Consider the following 15833-nt stretch of genomic DNA (forward strand, 5'->3'; position numbering starts at 1 on the left):
GGGGCTAAAGCCCAAAGACTTTATCAGCCGGATTTTCGGCACGACTCAAGTCGTGCCCTGTTACAAAACAATTCAAACTGAGCCTGTATCTCCGAACTTTATACCTTCGGGAGAGATGCTCTAGCTGCCGTTGGCCCTGGCCAGGAAGAGTTCCTTTGCCGCAGCATAAATTCGTTCTACAGAGGACCGCCGGTAATCCCATTTCGGATCTGCATTCGGCCGATACACAGCCATTGTTGCGTTTGCCTCGTACAGCAGCACCTCTCCGCGCCGGCTCAGGCCAAAGTCAATGCCACCGTAATCCAGTCCCAGTCTTTCCTCGATCCGCTGAAGGGTATGGATGACCGCCGGTCCCAGCACGCCGGCCATGTCATTCAGAAAACATGCTTCCTCAGAGCGGTGCTCCGGATGGTCTTCCATATCGGCAGAGAAGTAATGAATTTTCCACTGCTTTGAAATTGCCAGATGCACCGGGTAAAGCTTTCCTCCGATGAACAGCATGCGGTACTTGCGCATGTTGCCGTCCGCGCCTTCGCCATTCAAGTACTGAATCACGATGAGTTCATTGCCCGGCAAATCATCCACGGATGCGCTCAACTCCTCGGGCCGGACGATGCGGATGAAGTGCTCTCCCATGTGAAAGCCCGGCGAACGCACCAGGAGCGGAAATTCGAAACCATTCTCATGCAACCTATCCGCAGCCGTTGCGGCCATCAGGCTTTCACGCGAAAACACAGCACTGCGCGGCGCAACCACACCGGGAATGTCTTGCAGCCGCTGTGCGTTGTCGCAGCGGCCGGTCGCCAGCACCCGATCCGGCGGATTCACCACCGGAGCCGGAGAACGCGCAAGAACCTGCTCGGCCACGGCCAGAGCCTCCGCGCGAATATCGGCGTCGCCGACACCATTCACAATCAGGCGATGATGCGGCAGAACCGTTTCCTCGTTGTAAAGCTCTACCAGGAGAACGTACGTCTGAAAGACCCGATCATTCAGATACCTCTGCACCAGCACATTGCCCGCGTTCATGGAAAGCAGCAGCAGCACAGGCACCGGCTCACCGCTGCCACGATACGGCAAAGTGACAACCGCCGGCCATTCCACGGCCCTGCCAAGATGCGCAGCCGCGCGGTGCCTGTCGCCGAGTGCGGAATAGGTGCGGTATAGCCCGGCATGTGCCGATTTGGATTTTGGATCACTCTCAAGCGCTTGCTCGTAGAACTCCGCAGCTTCTTCATTTTTGCCCTCGGCAAGCAGCAGTGAACCGGGAGCGCCGATGTCCGGCAGGCGGGCCGATTGCTGCGCCAGGGCAATCAGGTCCGTACTTGCTTGCGTCGTGGCAGAATGCGTCTTAGTCATACACGATCCAGTCATGCACAATCCAGTCATGCGCAATCCTCCAGCATGCGCGCGCACAAGCAGCGGCCTATGCGCAGCGTTTCGTTTACCAGCATCTCGATTTCTCTATAGTCAGTGCGGTGGTTGACGATTGCCGCGCGGATTGCCACGCGGCCATCCAGTGTTGTCGTCGAAGGCGCGACCGCGCCGGACTCCTGCAACTGAATCACCAGCTCGCGATTGAGCCGATTCTGCTGGTCGATCCGGCCTGCCACGCGATAACAAAAACAAACAATGTTCAATTCCACGGGAGCCATCAACTCAAGCTCCCGCATGGCCTCAATGCGGCTCGCGAGAATCCGTGCCAGCTCGCAGGCGCGCGCAATTGCCGCTCCCATTGCAGCTGCACCATGCACCTTAAAGGTGAACCATGTCTTTAGCGCGCGAAAGCCCCGCGAGAGATCGGGCCCGAAATCGCATGGCCACGGCGAACCTGCTGCCAGCCCGCGCGTCTCTCGCGCAAGGTATGCGGCAGGCGATGCGAAAGCCTGCCGATGCAGCTCCCCATCTCGCACCAGAATGAATCCCGCATCGTAGGGAACCTGTCCCCATTTGTGAAAGTCAAATGCCAGCGAATCCGCGCGCTCAATGCCGCGCAGCCGCGGAGCAAGCTCGGGAGCCAGCATGGCCAGCGCGCCGTATGCGCCATCCACATGGAACCAGAGTTGTTCATGCCGGCATAGATTCGCAATTCCATCCAGGTCATCCACGGCGCCTGTATCCACTGTGCCGGCTGTTCCCACCACAAGAAATGGCTTGTCCCCCGCGGCACGATCCTCGGCAATGGCTTCAGCAAGCGCACGCAGATTCATGCGGCCGCTGTCGCAAGGGATCAAGCGCAATTGGTCACTGCCGAGGCCGGCAAAATCCAGAGCGCGTCCAATGCAGCCGTGAACCTGATGTGAAGCATAGGCCTTCAGCTTGAAAGAAGAATCGCTCACACCGGTGCGCCGTACTGCGCTCCCCAATGCAGCATCGCGCGATACAAGCACTGCAATCAGGTTGGCCATGGATGTGCCGGTAACAAAGAGGCCGCTTGCACTCGCCGGAAATCCGAACAGCTCACACATCCAGCGCGTAATCTGCCGCTCCACTTCGACAGGAATCTGATTTCGTCCGCCGGTGTTGGCGTTCATTCCGGCAGCCAGCATCTCCGCAAGCATGCCCACGGGTGTGCCGCCGCCGTGAACCCACCCCATAAAGCCTGGATGCGCGTTGCCCACCGTATAAGGAAGAATGTGCGAGAGAAATTCCTCATGCACGCCGGCCAGATCTGACGGCTCGAATGGAAGCCTACTGTGGAATTGCGCCCGTGTTTCCTGAGACGCCGGCTGCCACACCGGCCGCTCACGAATCTTCTCAAGATAATCCAGCATGTCGTCCAGCATGGTGTGCGCCTGACGGCGAAAGCCATGCCAATCATCTGGATCAAGTGAGGCGGAAGAGTGCGAATCTGCCGAGCCGCTTGTCAACGGATGAGACGAAGGAGCGATTGCCGCCGGAATTTCAAGGATCGACTGCATCTGTGCGCATTCCCCGTGGTGTCTCTGTTGCCAGGCTAGGCACAGATTAACCGCGGGCCTCTGCAGCTCTTGAGAGTCTTATGTCGATTTTTCCGCATGTCGCGCCGATATGGAACCAGCTACAAAGTATTTCCCAAAGTTATTTTATTTTGATTCTGGGCAGCTTGTTCATAAGTGGACGTTTCTGTTCGCTACCGAACGCCCGGTTCGGCAGTGAAGGGATAGCGAGATTGATTTGATTCGCCTTAGTTTGTACCGAGGCCGGCATACAAAATGCCATGAAGTATTGCGAGCAGGGGCAATCGCACTATTCTATTTTCAACTAATTTCAGCTTTTAGGCTTGTTGGATATGGGGCGAAGCGGTTTAAGAGACAAAACTGCGGAAGGAGATGGAAGGAACGCCGCAAGTTGTTGATTATTTGGTGGAGCTGAGCGGGATCGAACCGCTGGCCTCCTCGTTGCGAACGAGGCGCTCTCCCAGCTGAGCTACAGCCCCACAAACTCTTTTGATTTTAACAGCGATGCTGCGGTAAGGCAAAGACGCCGGGCTAGAAATAGTACGGCGTCTTTGCTGTCCAGGGTGAGTCTGGGAAGTTCTTGTGGAGGAGCTGGAATGCGGCTTTGCTGATTTGGCGTAGGCGAGAACTTGCCGACCGAGGAGTTCGGGTGCGTCAGGGAGAGATTTTAGGCGAGCGTACTCGTCTGCGGCTTGTTGTTGCTCGGAGGCAGTGAAGAGGGCTGTAGGTGCAGGCAAGACAGGCTTCGGGTGTGACTCGCCATAAGACTGCTGCGGGGCACCGATTTGACACCACCAGTTATAACGATACTGATCGAACTGGTTATAGCTGGCAACGCGGGCGATGCCGGGGTCGAGGATAGGCTGAATGCCATCATTGCGGAGAATGGCGACGATGGCTGGGAAGCCGGAGGTTGTTTGTGCAGTGACGCTGAGAGCTTTGGGCAGAAACGGGACGAGAGCGGCTGCGGATTTTGGATCGTCTAGGATGACGGCGCGGGTCCAGGCGATGATGGTGATGTTCTGGCGGAGGTTTGCGGGCAGGACAGGCGATTTTGCGGCTTCGATGAGACGCGAGAGCGGGGTTTTCTCGTTGAGGATGGTGGCGACGTCGTCATCGAAGGTGAGGGGATGGTCGAGTTCGGGGCAGGGTGCGGTTGTTTCAGCGTAGAGCGCGATTCCGGCACGGTTTTGACAGCCTGCACGCAGGTCAACTGCAGCTTGTGAGCCGGTTTCAAGCGCGGTGCGCGGGGCATAGGTGAGGAATTCGTTGAAGTCGCGGGCGGCTGAGAGGCGTTCGGCGAGGAGCGCGTTGCGCCATGAGTTTGGCTTGCTGGATTTGGTTGCGGCGATGGCGGGATCAAGGAGTGCACGGGCTTCATCAAGGTGGTTGAGTTCGAGGAGCAGGCGGACGCGATGGTAGAAGACGGTTTGATATGCGGGTGAGGTTGTGGGTACGGCTGCCGCGGCGGTGAGGAGCTCGGGGATGGCAGTGGAATCGGATTTGACGTTGGCTTTGGCGATGGAGACGACTAGCCATGGGAGCGCATGGGAGTGCTGCCAGAGGGCATAGACATCTTGCGGCTTGGCTGTGCCACGCCAGGCTGCGATCCAGGTGAGCAGTGGTGGCTGAGTTTTGAAAGAGGATGACACATTATTCGAGAGTATCCAGCTCAGGTCTTCAAGATTTTGCTTGAAGTGAGGATCGGGCGTGGGGCCGGTGAGTGCGGCGCAAATTTCTGTAGTGCGTTTCTCTGGTTCGGTACGGATGCGAATGAAGTTAAGCTCGGCTTCGAGATCAAAGCGTGAGGGCTGAGGATTGGGGCTGGCGAGCTCGCGCTCAAGAATTTGTTGCGCTTGTTGCATTGTGGCGGTATTGAAGCCTGCACGGTCCTCGCTGAAGGCATTTGCTCCTTTATCTTCTGCAAAAGCTTTGCGGACGGTGGCGCGCGCGGCGAGATAGTTGCCCCATTCCTGCCACGGAGAATCCTTATCGGCGGCAATTGCGGTGAATTGCTGCGCAGCCTCTTCGAATTTTTGCGCGTAGAAATTGGCGGCGGCGATCTGATAGGCGCGGTCTGCGTGGAGAAGAGTTGGCGCGTTAGCCGGCGCAGGGACGGGCATGGATGCGTCCTTGCCGTTGCAGTTGGAGAATACGGCATCCTGCGCGTGAATCCAGTCCCGGAATGTTGGGCTGGATTTGCCCCAAGTGGCGGCACGCTTGCGGATGGTGAGTGTAGCTGTCTGGAAGGCGTGATCTGAGCAGTTTAGGAAGTTTGACTGGTAATGAAAATTTCCGCTGGATATATCGACTGCAATGTTCTGATCGGGAGCGGGGATTGATGGCAGGTATTGTGCACGTGCTTTTTGCCAGAGTTTGGGAGGGGTTGATTCTTCAGCGGCTTTTTGGGCAGCTTCGTATGCTTTCCATTGTTCGGGCGTCATGCGGTCGAAGTCAGGCTCGTGTGGCTCGACTGCCTTTTGTTCTGCCGCGTTGAGCGAGCCGCCATTGAGGTAGCGGAAGCCGACTGCGTACTCGTTGGAATCGAAGCCGGGTTGGATAATACCGAGCTTGCCTTTGGCGAAAGCCGCTAGGTCATCGGGTTGATGAGGCCGAACGAAGACTTCGTCATAGAAGAAGGGACCGCAGGCTTCTACTTGGCCGGTGGGTGAGAGCAGAGCGGCGAGGGTGAAGGTGGCAATGGCTAAAGTGCGGCGGTGGTTGAAGGCGGGATTCACGGGAGTCTCCGGATGAGGTCGGTGGGCGAATCTTCTTGCCAGCCGTTATCGGGAAAGATGTAGAGGCGTTTGCCGGCGAGATTATCGGGCCAGGGTTCGGTGGTGGAAAGGCCGGCGGAGCCTAAGCAGAGTGGTTCGCGGATGGCGTAGGTTTCGAGATCGCCGGGATGGCGGCCTGGTTCCATGCGGAAGAGCATGGGTACGGCTTCATCGGGTTTGGCTTCGGGGGGCAACGTGCGGAGCCAGTCGTCTGCCGCACACCATGAGGCCAGCGCGGTGATGGAGAGCGGAAGTTTTGCCGGGAGTTGGCGGCGGAGGTCTGTTAGCAGGGCGCTGTAGAAGGCGCGCTGGGAGCGGGTGGCGTCGAAGTCGATCTGCAGGGCGGAGATGCCGGGTTCAGCAGCAACATCGAGGAGTTGGTGGACAACTTCGGCGCGGTTTGCATCACTGAGATCGACATAAGGCAGAGTTTCTATGCGGACGACTGGGATGCGTGAGATTGTGGCAGGAATGATAAGTGTGTCGCGTCTAGGCTGGTTCGTGACGATTAAGCCGATGGTGATGGTGCGATCGAGGTAAGCGACGGCGAAGCGATGGGTGTCGAGAGTGTGGAGATCTTCATAGCGCTCCCAGGCCCAGAGGGTGACACGGGGAAGAGCTGAGAGGCGGGATTGGAAGTGCGGCAGCGCGTCTGAACGCACGCAGAAGGCGCAGAGGAAGACGACTGCGGCTAAGGCGAGATCGTAGGCGATGGATGCGCGGCGCGGCACGGAAGTGGCAATACAACAATGAGGCAAGTGATGAAGGAAATCAAGAGGCAGATGTGAAATGAAGCGGCGTTATGTTCTGGCCCATTACGTTCTGGCGAGGATGCCGTCGGTCCACAGCGTTGCCATGTTCAGGGTGTGCTCTAAAACGTGGGGCTTGAATCCGAGTGAGGCTGCGAGCGCGTCGCAGCGCGCGAAGTCTCCGTGCTCGTGGCTTTCAAGCCAGGTGAGCGGAGATCGATCGGTGTTTTGTTGGCCGAGAAGAGCGGCTTGAATTGGCGCGGGCAGAGAAAGAGGGGCAAGCGCTTCCCGAATGGGGATCTGGAGCATTGCATCGAGCAGACTGAAGAGGCCAAGCAGATACTGCTGTGATGGTTCGAGATGGCAGAGCAGAGCTGCGGTCTCACAGAAACGCGCACGCAAAAGAGCCATACGCAGGATTTCAGGGGAGGGCCCGGTGTTGAGTTCAACGGTAACTGCCAGGGTCGCCATGCGCCGAAACAGCTCTTCGCCCATTACAAGCAAGGCAGTGGTGATCGAAGTAACTTCCTGCCTGAGACCACAGGCCGCTGAGTTGACGTACTGAAACATCCTGTAGGCGAGGGCTGGCTCCGACTTGATGATTTCACCCAGCGCCTGGACGTCCAATGGATCCTGCTGGAGCAGCCGCACGAGCTCAAGATGCACCAGATGGTTGGAAGGCACGGCATTCTTCCTTATGAGCGCGGGCTTGCAGAAGTAATAACCCTGGAAGAGTGTGAAGCCCTCCTGTGCGGCTTCTTCAAACTCCGCGCGGGTCTCGACTTTTTCCGCCAGGTACTCGCCGTGGAAATGGGTCAGGGCTGAGATCAGAGTTTGCCTGTCGGCGGCGGGCGTGCTGCGAAAGTCCATCTTGATGAAGTCGGCGATTTCGATGAGTGGATCGATGGAGGGGCTGTAGATGAAGTCGTCCAGTGCGATTTTGTAGCCTTTTTGCTGTAGCCGGATGCAGGATTGCACGATGTCTTCGGTTACTTCGACGTCTTCGAGCACTTCGAGAACGGTGGACGAGGCGGGCAGCAAGAGAATGTATTCGCTGGAAAGCGTGGCCGCTGTGCAGTTGATGAATGCGGGCAGGCCTGCGGTCAATTTTTCCAGGCCATAGATCATGGCGTTATCGATCATGGTCTGGCTCGCGGCGTCTCCTGAACCATCGAATGCAGAGACGGCTGCGCTTCTGAAGAGAAGCTCGTAGGCCACGACGCGTCCTTGCCCGTCAAGGATGGGCTGACGCGCCAGATAACGCATGGCGGGGGATGGCGACGCAGCGCGGCCTTCAAGGCCGGGAACCGGGATGCTGTGACGAGATGGCTCCATGTCCTCCTATATCGGAGATTCAGAGAGCTACTTAAGCGTTTCAGGGGCCTGAGCTAATTCAGATCACTGGAACGCTTAATTGCCAGGATGGCGGCCTGAGCCAGGCATCTCAGCGCACGTAGGTGAAGGTTCCGCAGAGGCTGGTGGAGTGCGAGATGGCGTCGAAGGTGAAGACGGGAACGGCATCGCCGGAAAAGAAGGCCACTTGAAGAGTCCTGCCGGTGGTGTAGGTGACCATGTAGTGCGTGTCATCCGATCCGCAGAGTGTGTTTTTGTGCTCGAACTTTTGCGCGGCGGGAATGTCAAGCCGGTAGACGGTGGCTAGTACGGCGGCGCTTGCGTCGGCGTCGAAGACTGCGCTGACTTCTTCTGGCTTGAGGCTGCGGATGGGAGCAATTATGTATGGTTTGAATCCAATTATGAGCTTTGTTTCGGAGATGGTGATGTCGCTGGTGACGCCGGTGGCTGTGTTGCTGGCGGCGCGCCAGTAGCCGCGTTCGGGTTGCTGTGCTGTGGCGCAGAGTGACAATGTGAGTGCGAGAGTTGCGATTGCTGCTTTGAAGATCTTCCGCATGGCTGCTCCCGTTGGATACTTGCAACGAAGGCCGGAGCTGGGCTCCGGCCTTTGCCTCATGGTGAAGTGACTAGACCACCTAGACCCACCTAGAGCTTATTTAGAGCTGGTTCATGTTCTGGAGGAACTCTGCATTGTTGCGGACCTTCTCCAGACGGCTGATGAGGAGTTCCATGGCTTCGACTGGCGAGAGCGGGTTGAGGACCTTACGGAGGACCCAGATGCGCTGCAGGTCTTCCTTGGGGATGAGGAGCTCTTCCTTACGGGTGCCGCTGCGCTGGATGTCGATAGCCGGGAAGACGCGCTTGTCGACGAGCTTGCGGTCGAGGATGATTTCCATGTTGCCGGTGCCCTTGAACTCTTCAAAGATGACTTCGTCCATGCGGGAGCCGGTATCGACGAGAGCGGTGGCGATGATGGTGAGCGAGCCGCCTTCTTCAATGTTGCGGGCTGCGCCGAAGAAGCGCTTGGGGCGCTGGAGGGCGTTGGAATCGACGCCGCCAGAGAGCACCTTGCCCGAGGGAGGAACGATGGTGTTGTAGGCGCGGGCGAGGCGGGTGATGGAGTCGAGGAGGATGACGACGTCGCGCTTGTGCTCGACGAGGCGCTTGGCCTTCTCGATGACCATTTCCGCGACCTGGACGTGGCGCGCGGCGGGCTCATCGAAGGTGGAGCTGATGACTTCGCCCTTGACGCTGCGCTGCATGTCGGTGACTTCTTCCGGGCGCTCATCGATGAGCAGAACGATGAGGACGACCTCGGGATGGTTCGCCGTGATGGAGTTGGCAATGGACTGCAGGAGCATCGTTTTGCCGGTACGCGGCGGAGCAACGATGAGTCCGCGCTGGCCTTTGCCTACGGGCGTGAGCAGATCCATGACGCGGCCGCTGGTGGCGGCGCGCTCGGTCTCCATCTTGATGCGCTCCTGCGGATAGAGCGGCGTCAGGTTGTCGAAGAGGATCTTGTTGCGGGTTTCCTCGGGCGACTCGAAGTTGATGGCTTCGATTTTGACGAGGGCGAAATATTTCTCGCCTTCATGGGGCGGGCGAACGTTGCCGCTGATGGAGTCGCCGGTTTTGAGATCGAATTTGCGAATCTGCGACGGGGAGACGTAGATGTCATCCGGGCCGGGAAGGTAGTTGTAGTCCGGTGAGCGGAGGAAGCCGTAACCGTCGGGGAGGATTTCGAGAACACCATCGGCAAAGATGTGGCCCTCTTTTTCGCTCTGGGCCTGAAGGATCTTGAAGATCAGATCCTGCTTGCGAAGGCCGCTGGCGCCGGGAACTTCGAGAGTACGCGCGATGCGGCTCAGTTCGGTGATGTTTTTTTCTTTGAGTTCAGAGATGGTCATGTTCACCTGCAAAAGGGAGGGATGGATTGGAGAAGGAGATTGAGATGGGAAATTGTGCTCCGAGAAATTAGGCGGGACTTACGATATTTTCAGCCAATCCGTGCTCTCTCTGCTGTCTTTCAAGATTGCTGCTTCCTGGAGGAGTGCCCCATCGCGTAAATCGCTCGCTGGAGGGCTTTGGTCGCATCGACTTGAGTTTGCGCCTTCGAGATACAGTGTTTCTGAAAATGCTTGATGCTAAATGCTGTATAAATCGGTCGCGCCAGAATGCCGTTGGCTGAGCGATTTGGTTAAGGGCTTGAACTGGTTAAGGGCTGGGGCGGCTTTTTGCTCAAAAAGCTGCCGCCCACAAGCCATTGCGGGGTGAGGGTGTTACGTTTACGCAGCGCGGCGCTGCTGTACCGGCGATGCTTTGACGGGTAGAGCAGGGGAGATGGCGGCGGGATTCGATCCATGAAAGCGGTACAGGACTTCGTTCGTCGTGTCCTGCAGGCGAGTCGTTGGCTTATGCAGCTTGCGGGTCGCCTTGCTCGCCAACTGACAGAGCTGATAGCGGTTGGACACATGAGAGAGTGCCCCAAAAACTAAATCAGAACGCATTTTGAAATTCTCCTTCTCATTTCTGCCCGGCCGGAACATTGATTGCGCCGTCAGTGCAGCCGGCAGCCTGTTTATCTGGCCGCCTTTATTCCATTCCAAGGGTTTAGACGCACGTCCTTGGCCCAGAGTTCAAAGTATTTGATGCGATTCCGCACAATGTGGAACCATATTTATGCATCATTCACAAAATTGGCTTGATCGGAAGTCCTGTTGGCTTGCCGGACAGACCACGGAGATTGGGAATCACGCACACACCACGACAACGCCCGAGCCGAAGCTTCTCAACTCATAAGATGCGGGAAAGAGCAGAAGTACGCGCCAACTTGGCTATACATTCTCCACTTGGGGATAGCACTTTTGACTTTATACCCGCTCATGTTTCAGGTCAATAGTTTTTTCGCGTGAAAGCGCTCCTCGGCCAAAGCGGTTCGGGTTCATGTATATAGTTGGTTTTTATGAAGTTATAGTCGCTTTGGCCGAAGTTTTGGAATTCTGGTCGAGTGGAATATCAATCCTGATCCCAGGGGCGGCCATCGGGGTCAGTCATCACGGATTGCAGCTCCGATTGGCTGACCGGAGCGAGAACGCGGCCGGTACGTCTGGTTTTGCCGCGGGCTGCTGCGACATCGAGCTTGAAGATGCTGGCGACGAGCAAGAGAACCAACGGGAAGACACAGAGGAATGTCTGGAGATTGCTGGGGTGAATTGTGGGGGTCATGAGGAATGTCCTGGAGATTTCTGCTTATATTTTTGATGCCGGGTTCCCTTTCGGGAGTTGTTCCGGCTTGGGAAGCAGAACCTACTTTTCTTTTCGTCGGGAATGTAAAAGGCATGAAGAGAATTGCGGAAGCAGCGAGGCGGGTTGCGCACGAAAGTAATGGCGCGGAGCGGAATGGGGACAACGGGAGTGGCCGGGCGTGTCTGACGAATACTCTTCGCGTGGATTCCACCGCAAAAGAGCATCCCGCAGGGGCTAAAGCCCAGATCATTTTTGAAATCTTTTCGGCACGACTAAAGTCGTGCCCTGTTACAAAACAGGCGAGGTCGATTTGTCAGGTATTGCCTGTTTCCGCCAGATGCTAAGACCAGTAGCTGCGATCGAGAGTGCGGTACTGGATGGCTTCCGCGAGGTGCGAGACGGCGAGATTTCCGGCGCCTTCGAGGTCGGCGATAGTGCGGGCGACCTTGAGGATGCGGTCGTGAGCGCGGGCGGTAAGACCCTGCTGCTGCATGGCGCGCTCGAGGAGTCGCTCGGCGTCGGGCGGGAGCTCGCAGTAGGCGCGAATCTGGCGGGTGGTCATCTGCGCATTGGAGTAGATTTTTTCGCCGTGCTGGCTGAATCGGGCGCGCTGGCGCTCGCGCGCGGCAAGGACGCGGTTGCGGATTTCGGCTGAGCCTTCGGCGGCGGCTCCGCCGCGCAGCTCCTTATATTGAACGGCCGGAACCTCTATATGGATATCGATGCGGTCAAGCAGCGGGCCAGAGACCTTGGCGACATAGCGCTGGATCATGGGCGGCGTACACATGCACTCACGGGATTTGTCATTGAAATAGCCGCAGGGGCAGGGGTTCATGGCGGCGGCGAGCATGAAGCGGGCAGGGAAGCTGAGCGACATGCTGGCGCGGGCGATGGTGACGGTGTGGTCTTCAAGCGGCTGGCGCATGACTTCAAGGACGTTGCGGGGGAACTCTGGAAGCTCGTCGAGGAAGAGCAGCCCGTTGTGCGCGAGGGAGACTTCGCCGGGGCGCGGGACGGCTCCGCCGCCGATGAGGCCGGCGTCGGAGATGGTGTGGTGCGGCGAGCGGAATGGGCGCTGGGTGACGAGACCTGCGGCGGCATCCAGCACACCGGCGACGGAGTGAATTTTGGTGGTTTCGAGAGCCTCGTCGAAGCTGAGCGGCGCGAGGATGGACGGGAGCCGCTTGGCGAGCATGGTTTTGCCGGAGCCGGGCGGGCCGATCATGAGAATGTTGTGGCTGCCGGCGGCAGAGACTTCGAGGGCGCGCTTGGCGGTCTGCTGTCCGCGGACATCTTTGAAATCCACGTTGAAGTGCTGCAGTTCGCTGAGCAGTTTTTCTGTGGAGGAGCTGAGGGCAAGGCGCTGAGGCGCACCGTTTTCGGAGCAGTTGAGAAGATCGACGACATCGAGGAGCGAAGTGACGCCGTAGACGCGAACGCCTTCGACGACTGCGGCTTCCGCGGCGTTGGATGCGGGAAGGATGAGGTGAGGGATGCCTTTCTCGCGGGCCATGATGGCCATGGGCAGTACGCCGGGAACGGAGCGGACACCGCCGTCAAGCCCGAGCTCGCCGACCAGCAGATAGCCATTGAGATTGTCGATGCGCAGAGCGCCGTATGCGCCGAGGATGCCAATGGCAATGGGGAGGTCGAAGCCGGAGCCTTCTTTTCGGATGTCAGCGGGCGCCAGATTGATGGTGATGTGGGTGGGCGGGATCAGGTAGCCGGAGTTCTTGATGGCGGAGCGGACACGATTGCGGCTTTCGCGAACGGCGGCATCGGGAAGGCCGACGGTGTGGAAGTGATCCTGCTCGGAGACTGTGCCGCTGTAATCGACTTCGACGTCGATCAGGTTGGCATCAATCCCGTAAACGGCTGCGCTGAAGGATTTGAAGAGCATGATGGGGGATTTGAGGCGAGTGTATCACTTGTGTGGGATAGATCGTACGGCGAATTTATCTGAAAATTGAGATTGAGCGATGGCGCATTCCCCTCGGACAGATGTGGAGCACAGGGAAATGCACGGTGCGTCCGGCGTACACCTGATGCAAATCGCGTGGGCCGAAGTAGATCAATCAAGGTGTTCTATGGCAATGGAAGCTAATCCGACGTTAACCGCGCGGGCAGTTCCTTTCGACTATACGCATGCGATGGAGTACCTGATCGACGTGGTTCAGGATCTCTCGCTGGCACGCGACCTGGGTCACGTGATGCGGATTGTGCGTCATGCCGCGCGCATGCTGACCGGCGCGGATGGAGCGTCCTTTATTCTGCGCGACGGCGACCAGAGCTTTTATGCGGATGAAGAGGCGATAGGGCCGCTGTGGAAGGGATTGCGCCTTCCTATGCGGGTATGCATCAGCGGGTGGGTGATGACCAACCGCACGCCTGTGGTGATTGACGATATCTTTGCCGATTCGCGTATTCAGTTGGATGCTTACAGGCCCACATTTGTCCGGAGCCTGGCGATGGTTCCGATTCGCACGGCTGATCCTGTGGGCGCAATCGGCAACTATTGGAGTTATACCTATACGCCAACGCTGGAGCAGGTGCGGATTCTGCAGGCGCTGGCGGATATGACGGCAGTGGCTCTTGAAAATGTTCAGCTTTATGGCAGCCTGGAACGGCGTGTGCGCGAGAGAACCGCCGCGCTGGTGGCGGAGAACGAGCGAGTCCACATGCTCTCGCTTACGGATGATCTGACAGGTTTGTTTAACCGGCGCGGCTTTATGGTGCTGGCGGCACGGCAGCTTCGCGTGGCGCGGCGCGCGCTTGGCAATGCATGGATTCTGATGGCGGATATGGATGGTTTGAAACCCGTGAACGACAGCTTTGGGCACGACGCGGGCGACAAGCTTTTGTGCGCAGCCGCCAGGGTGCTGCGGGCCTCGTCGCGCGACCTGGATATTGTGGCGCGCATCGGCGGCGACGAGTTCGCGATCTTTGGAGCGGGCGAGCAATCGCCCGTTGGCCTGGTGGAGCGCGTGCAGGGAGCGATTGAACTGCATAATATGCGCGAAGAAAAGGGATTGAAGCTCTCGATAAGCATGGGACTGGAATACTGCGAGCCCACGCACGAGACCTCGCTTGAATCCATGCTGACGCGCGCCGACAAGGCGATGTACGCGATCAAGGGCGCACGCTCCGGCCGCGAGATGCGAGGCACCTGGTCTTAAAGCTACAATTTCTTTTGTGACGACAAGTCTTTTCGATCTTTACAAGGTGGGCGTCGGTCCTTCCAGTTCGCATACGATGGGGCCGATGCGCGCGTCTTTCCGATTTGTGCGCGGGCTGGCGGAGCGAGGGTTGCTGGAGCGGGTTCGGCGTGTGCGGGCAGATCTCTATGGATCGCTGGCGCTGACGGGAGTGGGCCATGCGACGGACCGCGCGGTACTGCTGGGGCTTGCGGGCAGCGAGCCGGCAACGATTGATCCGAATGCGATGGATGCGACGGTTGCGGCGATACGCGCGAGCAGGCGGATTGTGCTCGATGGCGTTCATGCGATTGAGTTCGACGAAATTAACGACCTTGTTTTTCACAGGGACACGATGTTTCCGCCTGGCGCACAGATGCAGCATCCGAATGGGCTGCGGTTGACGGCTCTCAATGCGGAAGGCGCGGCGGTGGAGGAGCGGACGTATTTCTCTGTCGGCGGCGGGTTCATTGTGGAGGATGGGGCTGCAGAGGCGCAGGGTCGCGCTGCAGGTAAACAAAAATATCCGTTTCGTAGTGCTGCTGAACTTTTAGAGATCGCAGCAGCGAACAAGTTGGCAATTCATGAGCTGATGATGGCGAATGAATGTGCTTCGTCGAGTGAGGCTGAGGTTCGCGCGGGCATTGAGCGCATCTGGCAGGCGATGAAGTCTTGCATGGATCGCGGCATGGCGACGGAAGGCATTTTGCCTGGGGGATTGAATGTGAATCGCCGGGCATGCAGGTTGGCGAAACGGCTGCACGATCGCGAGATCGACGGCAAGGCGGGCGATCCGCTGGCTCCGCTGGACTGGGTAAAGGTATTTGCGATGGCCGTGAATGAAGAGAATGCGGCCGGCGGGCGCGTGGTGACAGCGCCGACGAATGGCGCGGCGGGGTTGGTGCCCGCGGTGGCTCGCTACTATGAGCAATTTGTGGAAGGCGCCGACAGCGAAGGCATTCTGCGCTACTTTCTTACCTCTGCCGCAATTGGGATTCTCTATAAGGAGAATGCCTCGATCAGCGGCGCGGAGGTGGGATGCCAGGGCGAGGTGGGTGTTGCCTGCTCTATGGCTGCGGGCGGACTGGTTGCAGCGTTAGGCGGAACGAATGGGCAGGTTGAGCATGCCGCGGAGATTGGAATGGAGCACAACCTGGGCATGACATGCGACCCGATTGGCGGACTGGTGCAGATACCGTGCATCGAGCGCAATGCGATGGGCGCGGTGAAAGCGGTGCATGCATCGCGGCTGGCGATGGATGAGGATGAAGGGCACAAGGTATCGCTCGACCAGGTGATTCGCACGATGTACCTGACCGGGATGGATATGCAATCGCGTTACAAGGAGACAAGTCTCGCGGGGCTTGCGCTGAATGTGATTGAGTGCTGAGGCGCGCCGAGTTTGCGCCGACGGGTGAGCTGATTGATAGCAAGAAGCCGGACTGTTATTCATCGGCGCAAGCAAAAGATGTGTTCAATCAAAATCGACAACGCGCCCCTAATGAAAAAATTGTTGCCACTTTTTCCACTCTCAGTGTGTTTTTTTCTTGACACTTGTTTTGAGTAAATCTATAC

11 protein-coding genes and 1 tRNA gene are annotated in these 15833 nt (G+C 58.0%); 2 read left to right on the forward strand and 10 right to left on the reverse strand.

Annotated elements, in window-relative coordinates:
* Positions 1–120: 120 nt before the first annotated feature.
* From ABSG47_RS07860 to ABSG47_RS07905, 10 genes are all read right to left on the reverse strand, one after another.
* Positions 121–1359, reverse strand: a complete 1239-nt coding sequence (locus ABSG47_RS07860; protein WP_424168584.1) for a tetratricopeptide repeat protein — start codon at positions 1357–1359, stop codon at positions 121–123.
* A gap of 26 nt (positions 1360–1385) precedes the next feature.
* Positions 1386–2921 (reverse strand): pyridoxal phosphate-dependent decarboxylase family protein, encoded by a 1536-nt coding sequence (locus ABSG47_RS07865; protein ID WP_424168586.1) that lies wholly within the window; start codon positions 2919–2921, stop codon positions 1386–1388.
* Positions 2922–3342: 421 nt separating this feature from the next.
* Positions 3343–3418 (reverse strand) — tRNA-Ala (locus ABSG47_RS07870).
* A gap of 2255 nt (positions 3419–5673) precedes the next feature.
* Positions 5674–6447 carry a DUF3142 domain-containing protein gene (locus ABSG47_RS07875; RefSeq protein ID WP_424168588.1) on the reverse strand — a complete coding sequence of 258 codons (774 nt, stop codon included), beginning with the start codon at positions 6445–6447 and terminating at the stop codon, positions 5674–5676.
* Positions 6448–6531: 84 nt separating this feature from the next.
* Complete coding sequence (locus ABSG47_RS07880) at positions 6532–7800, reverse strand: EAL and HDOD domain-containing protein (RefSeq protein WP_424168590.1); 1269 nt, start codon at positions 7798–7800, stop codon at positions 6532–6534.
* Positions 7801–7909: 109 nt separating this feature from the next.
* Positions 7910–8374, reverse strand: a complete 465-nt coding sequence (locus ABSG47_RS07885; protein WP_424168592.1) for a hypothetical protein — start codon at positions 8372–8374, stop codon at positions 7910–7912.
* 100 nt (positions 8375–8474) lie between these two features.
* On the reverse strand, positions 8475–9725 hold the full coding sequence (rho, locus tag ABSG47_RS07890; RefSeq protein ID WP_424168594.1) for a transcription termination factor Rho: 1251 nt from the start codon (positions 9723–9725) through the stop codon (positions 8475–8477).
* A gap of 378 nt (positions 9726–10103) precedes the next feature.
* On the reverse strand, positions 10104–10325 hold the full coding sequence (locus ABSG47_RS07895; RefSeq protein ID WP_424168596.1) for a DNA-directed RNA polymerase subunit omega: 222 nt from the start codon (positions 10323–10325) through the stop codon (positions 10104–10106).
* A 508-nt stretch (positions 10326–10833) separates the two neighbouring features.
* Positions 10834–11043, reverse strand: a complete 210-nt coding sequence (locus ABSG47_RS07900; protein ID WP_424168598.1) for a hypothetical protein — start codon at positions 11041–11043, stop codon at positions 10834–10836.
* Positions 11044–11404: 361 nt separating this feature from the next.
* Positions 11405–12964 carry a YifB family Mg chelatase-like AAA ATPase gene (locus ABSG47_RS07905; RefSeq protein WP_424168600.1) on the reverse strand — a complete coding sequence of 520 codons (1560 nt, stop codon included), beginning with the start codon at positions 12962–12964 and terminating at the stop codon, positions 11405–11407.
* A 187-nt stretch (positions 12965–13151) separates the two neighbouring features.
* Here ABSG47_RS07905 and ABSG47_RS07910 point away from each other — a divergent pair, with 187 nt between their 5' ends.
* The gene (locus tag ABSG47_RS07910) at positions 13152–14240 is read left to right on the forward strand and encodes a GGDEF domain-containing protein (RefSeq protein ID WP_424168602.1); all 1089 of its coding nucleotides are present in this window, start codon (positions 13152–13154) and stop codon (positions 14238–14240) included.
* Positions 14241–14256: 16 nt separating this feature from the next.
* Positions 14257–15648, forward strand: coding sequence for an L-serine ammonia-lyase (locus ABSG47_RS07915; protein ID WP_424168604.1), 1392 nt, complete (start codon positions 14257–14259; stop codon positions 15646–15648).
* Positions 15649–15833: the final 185 nt, after the last annotated feature.

The sequence above is a fragment of the Occallatibacter sp. genome, assembly GCF_049510455.1.
Lineage (GTDB): Bacteria > Acidobacteriota > Terriglobia > Terriglobales > Acidobacteriaceae > Telmatobacter.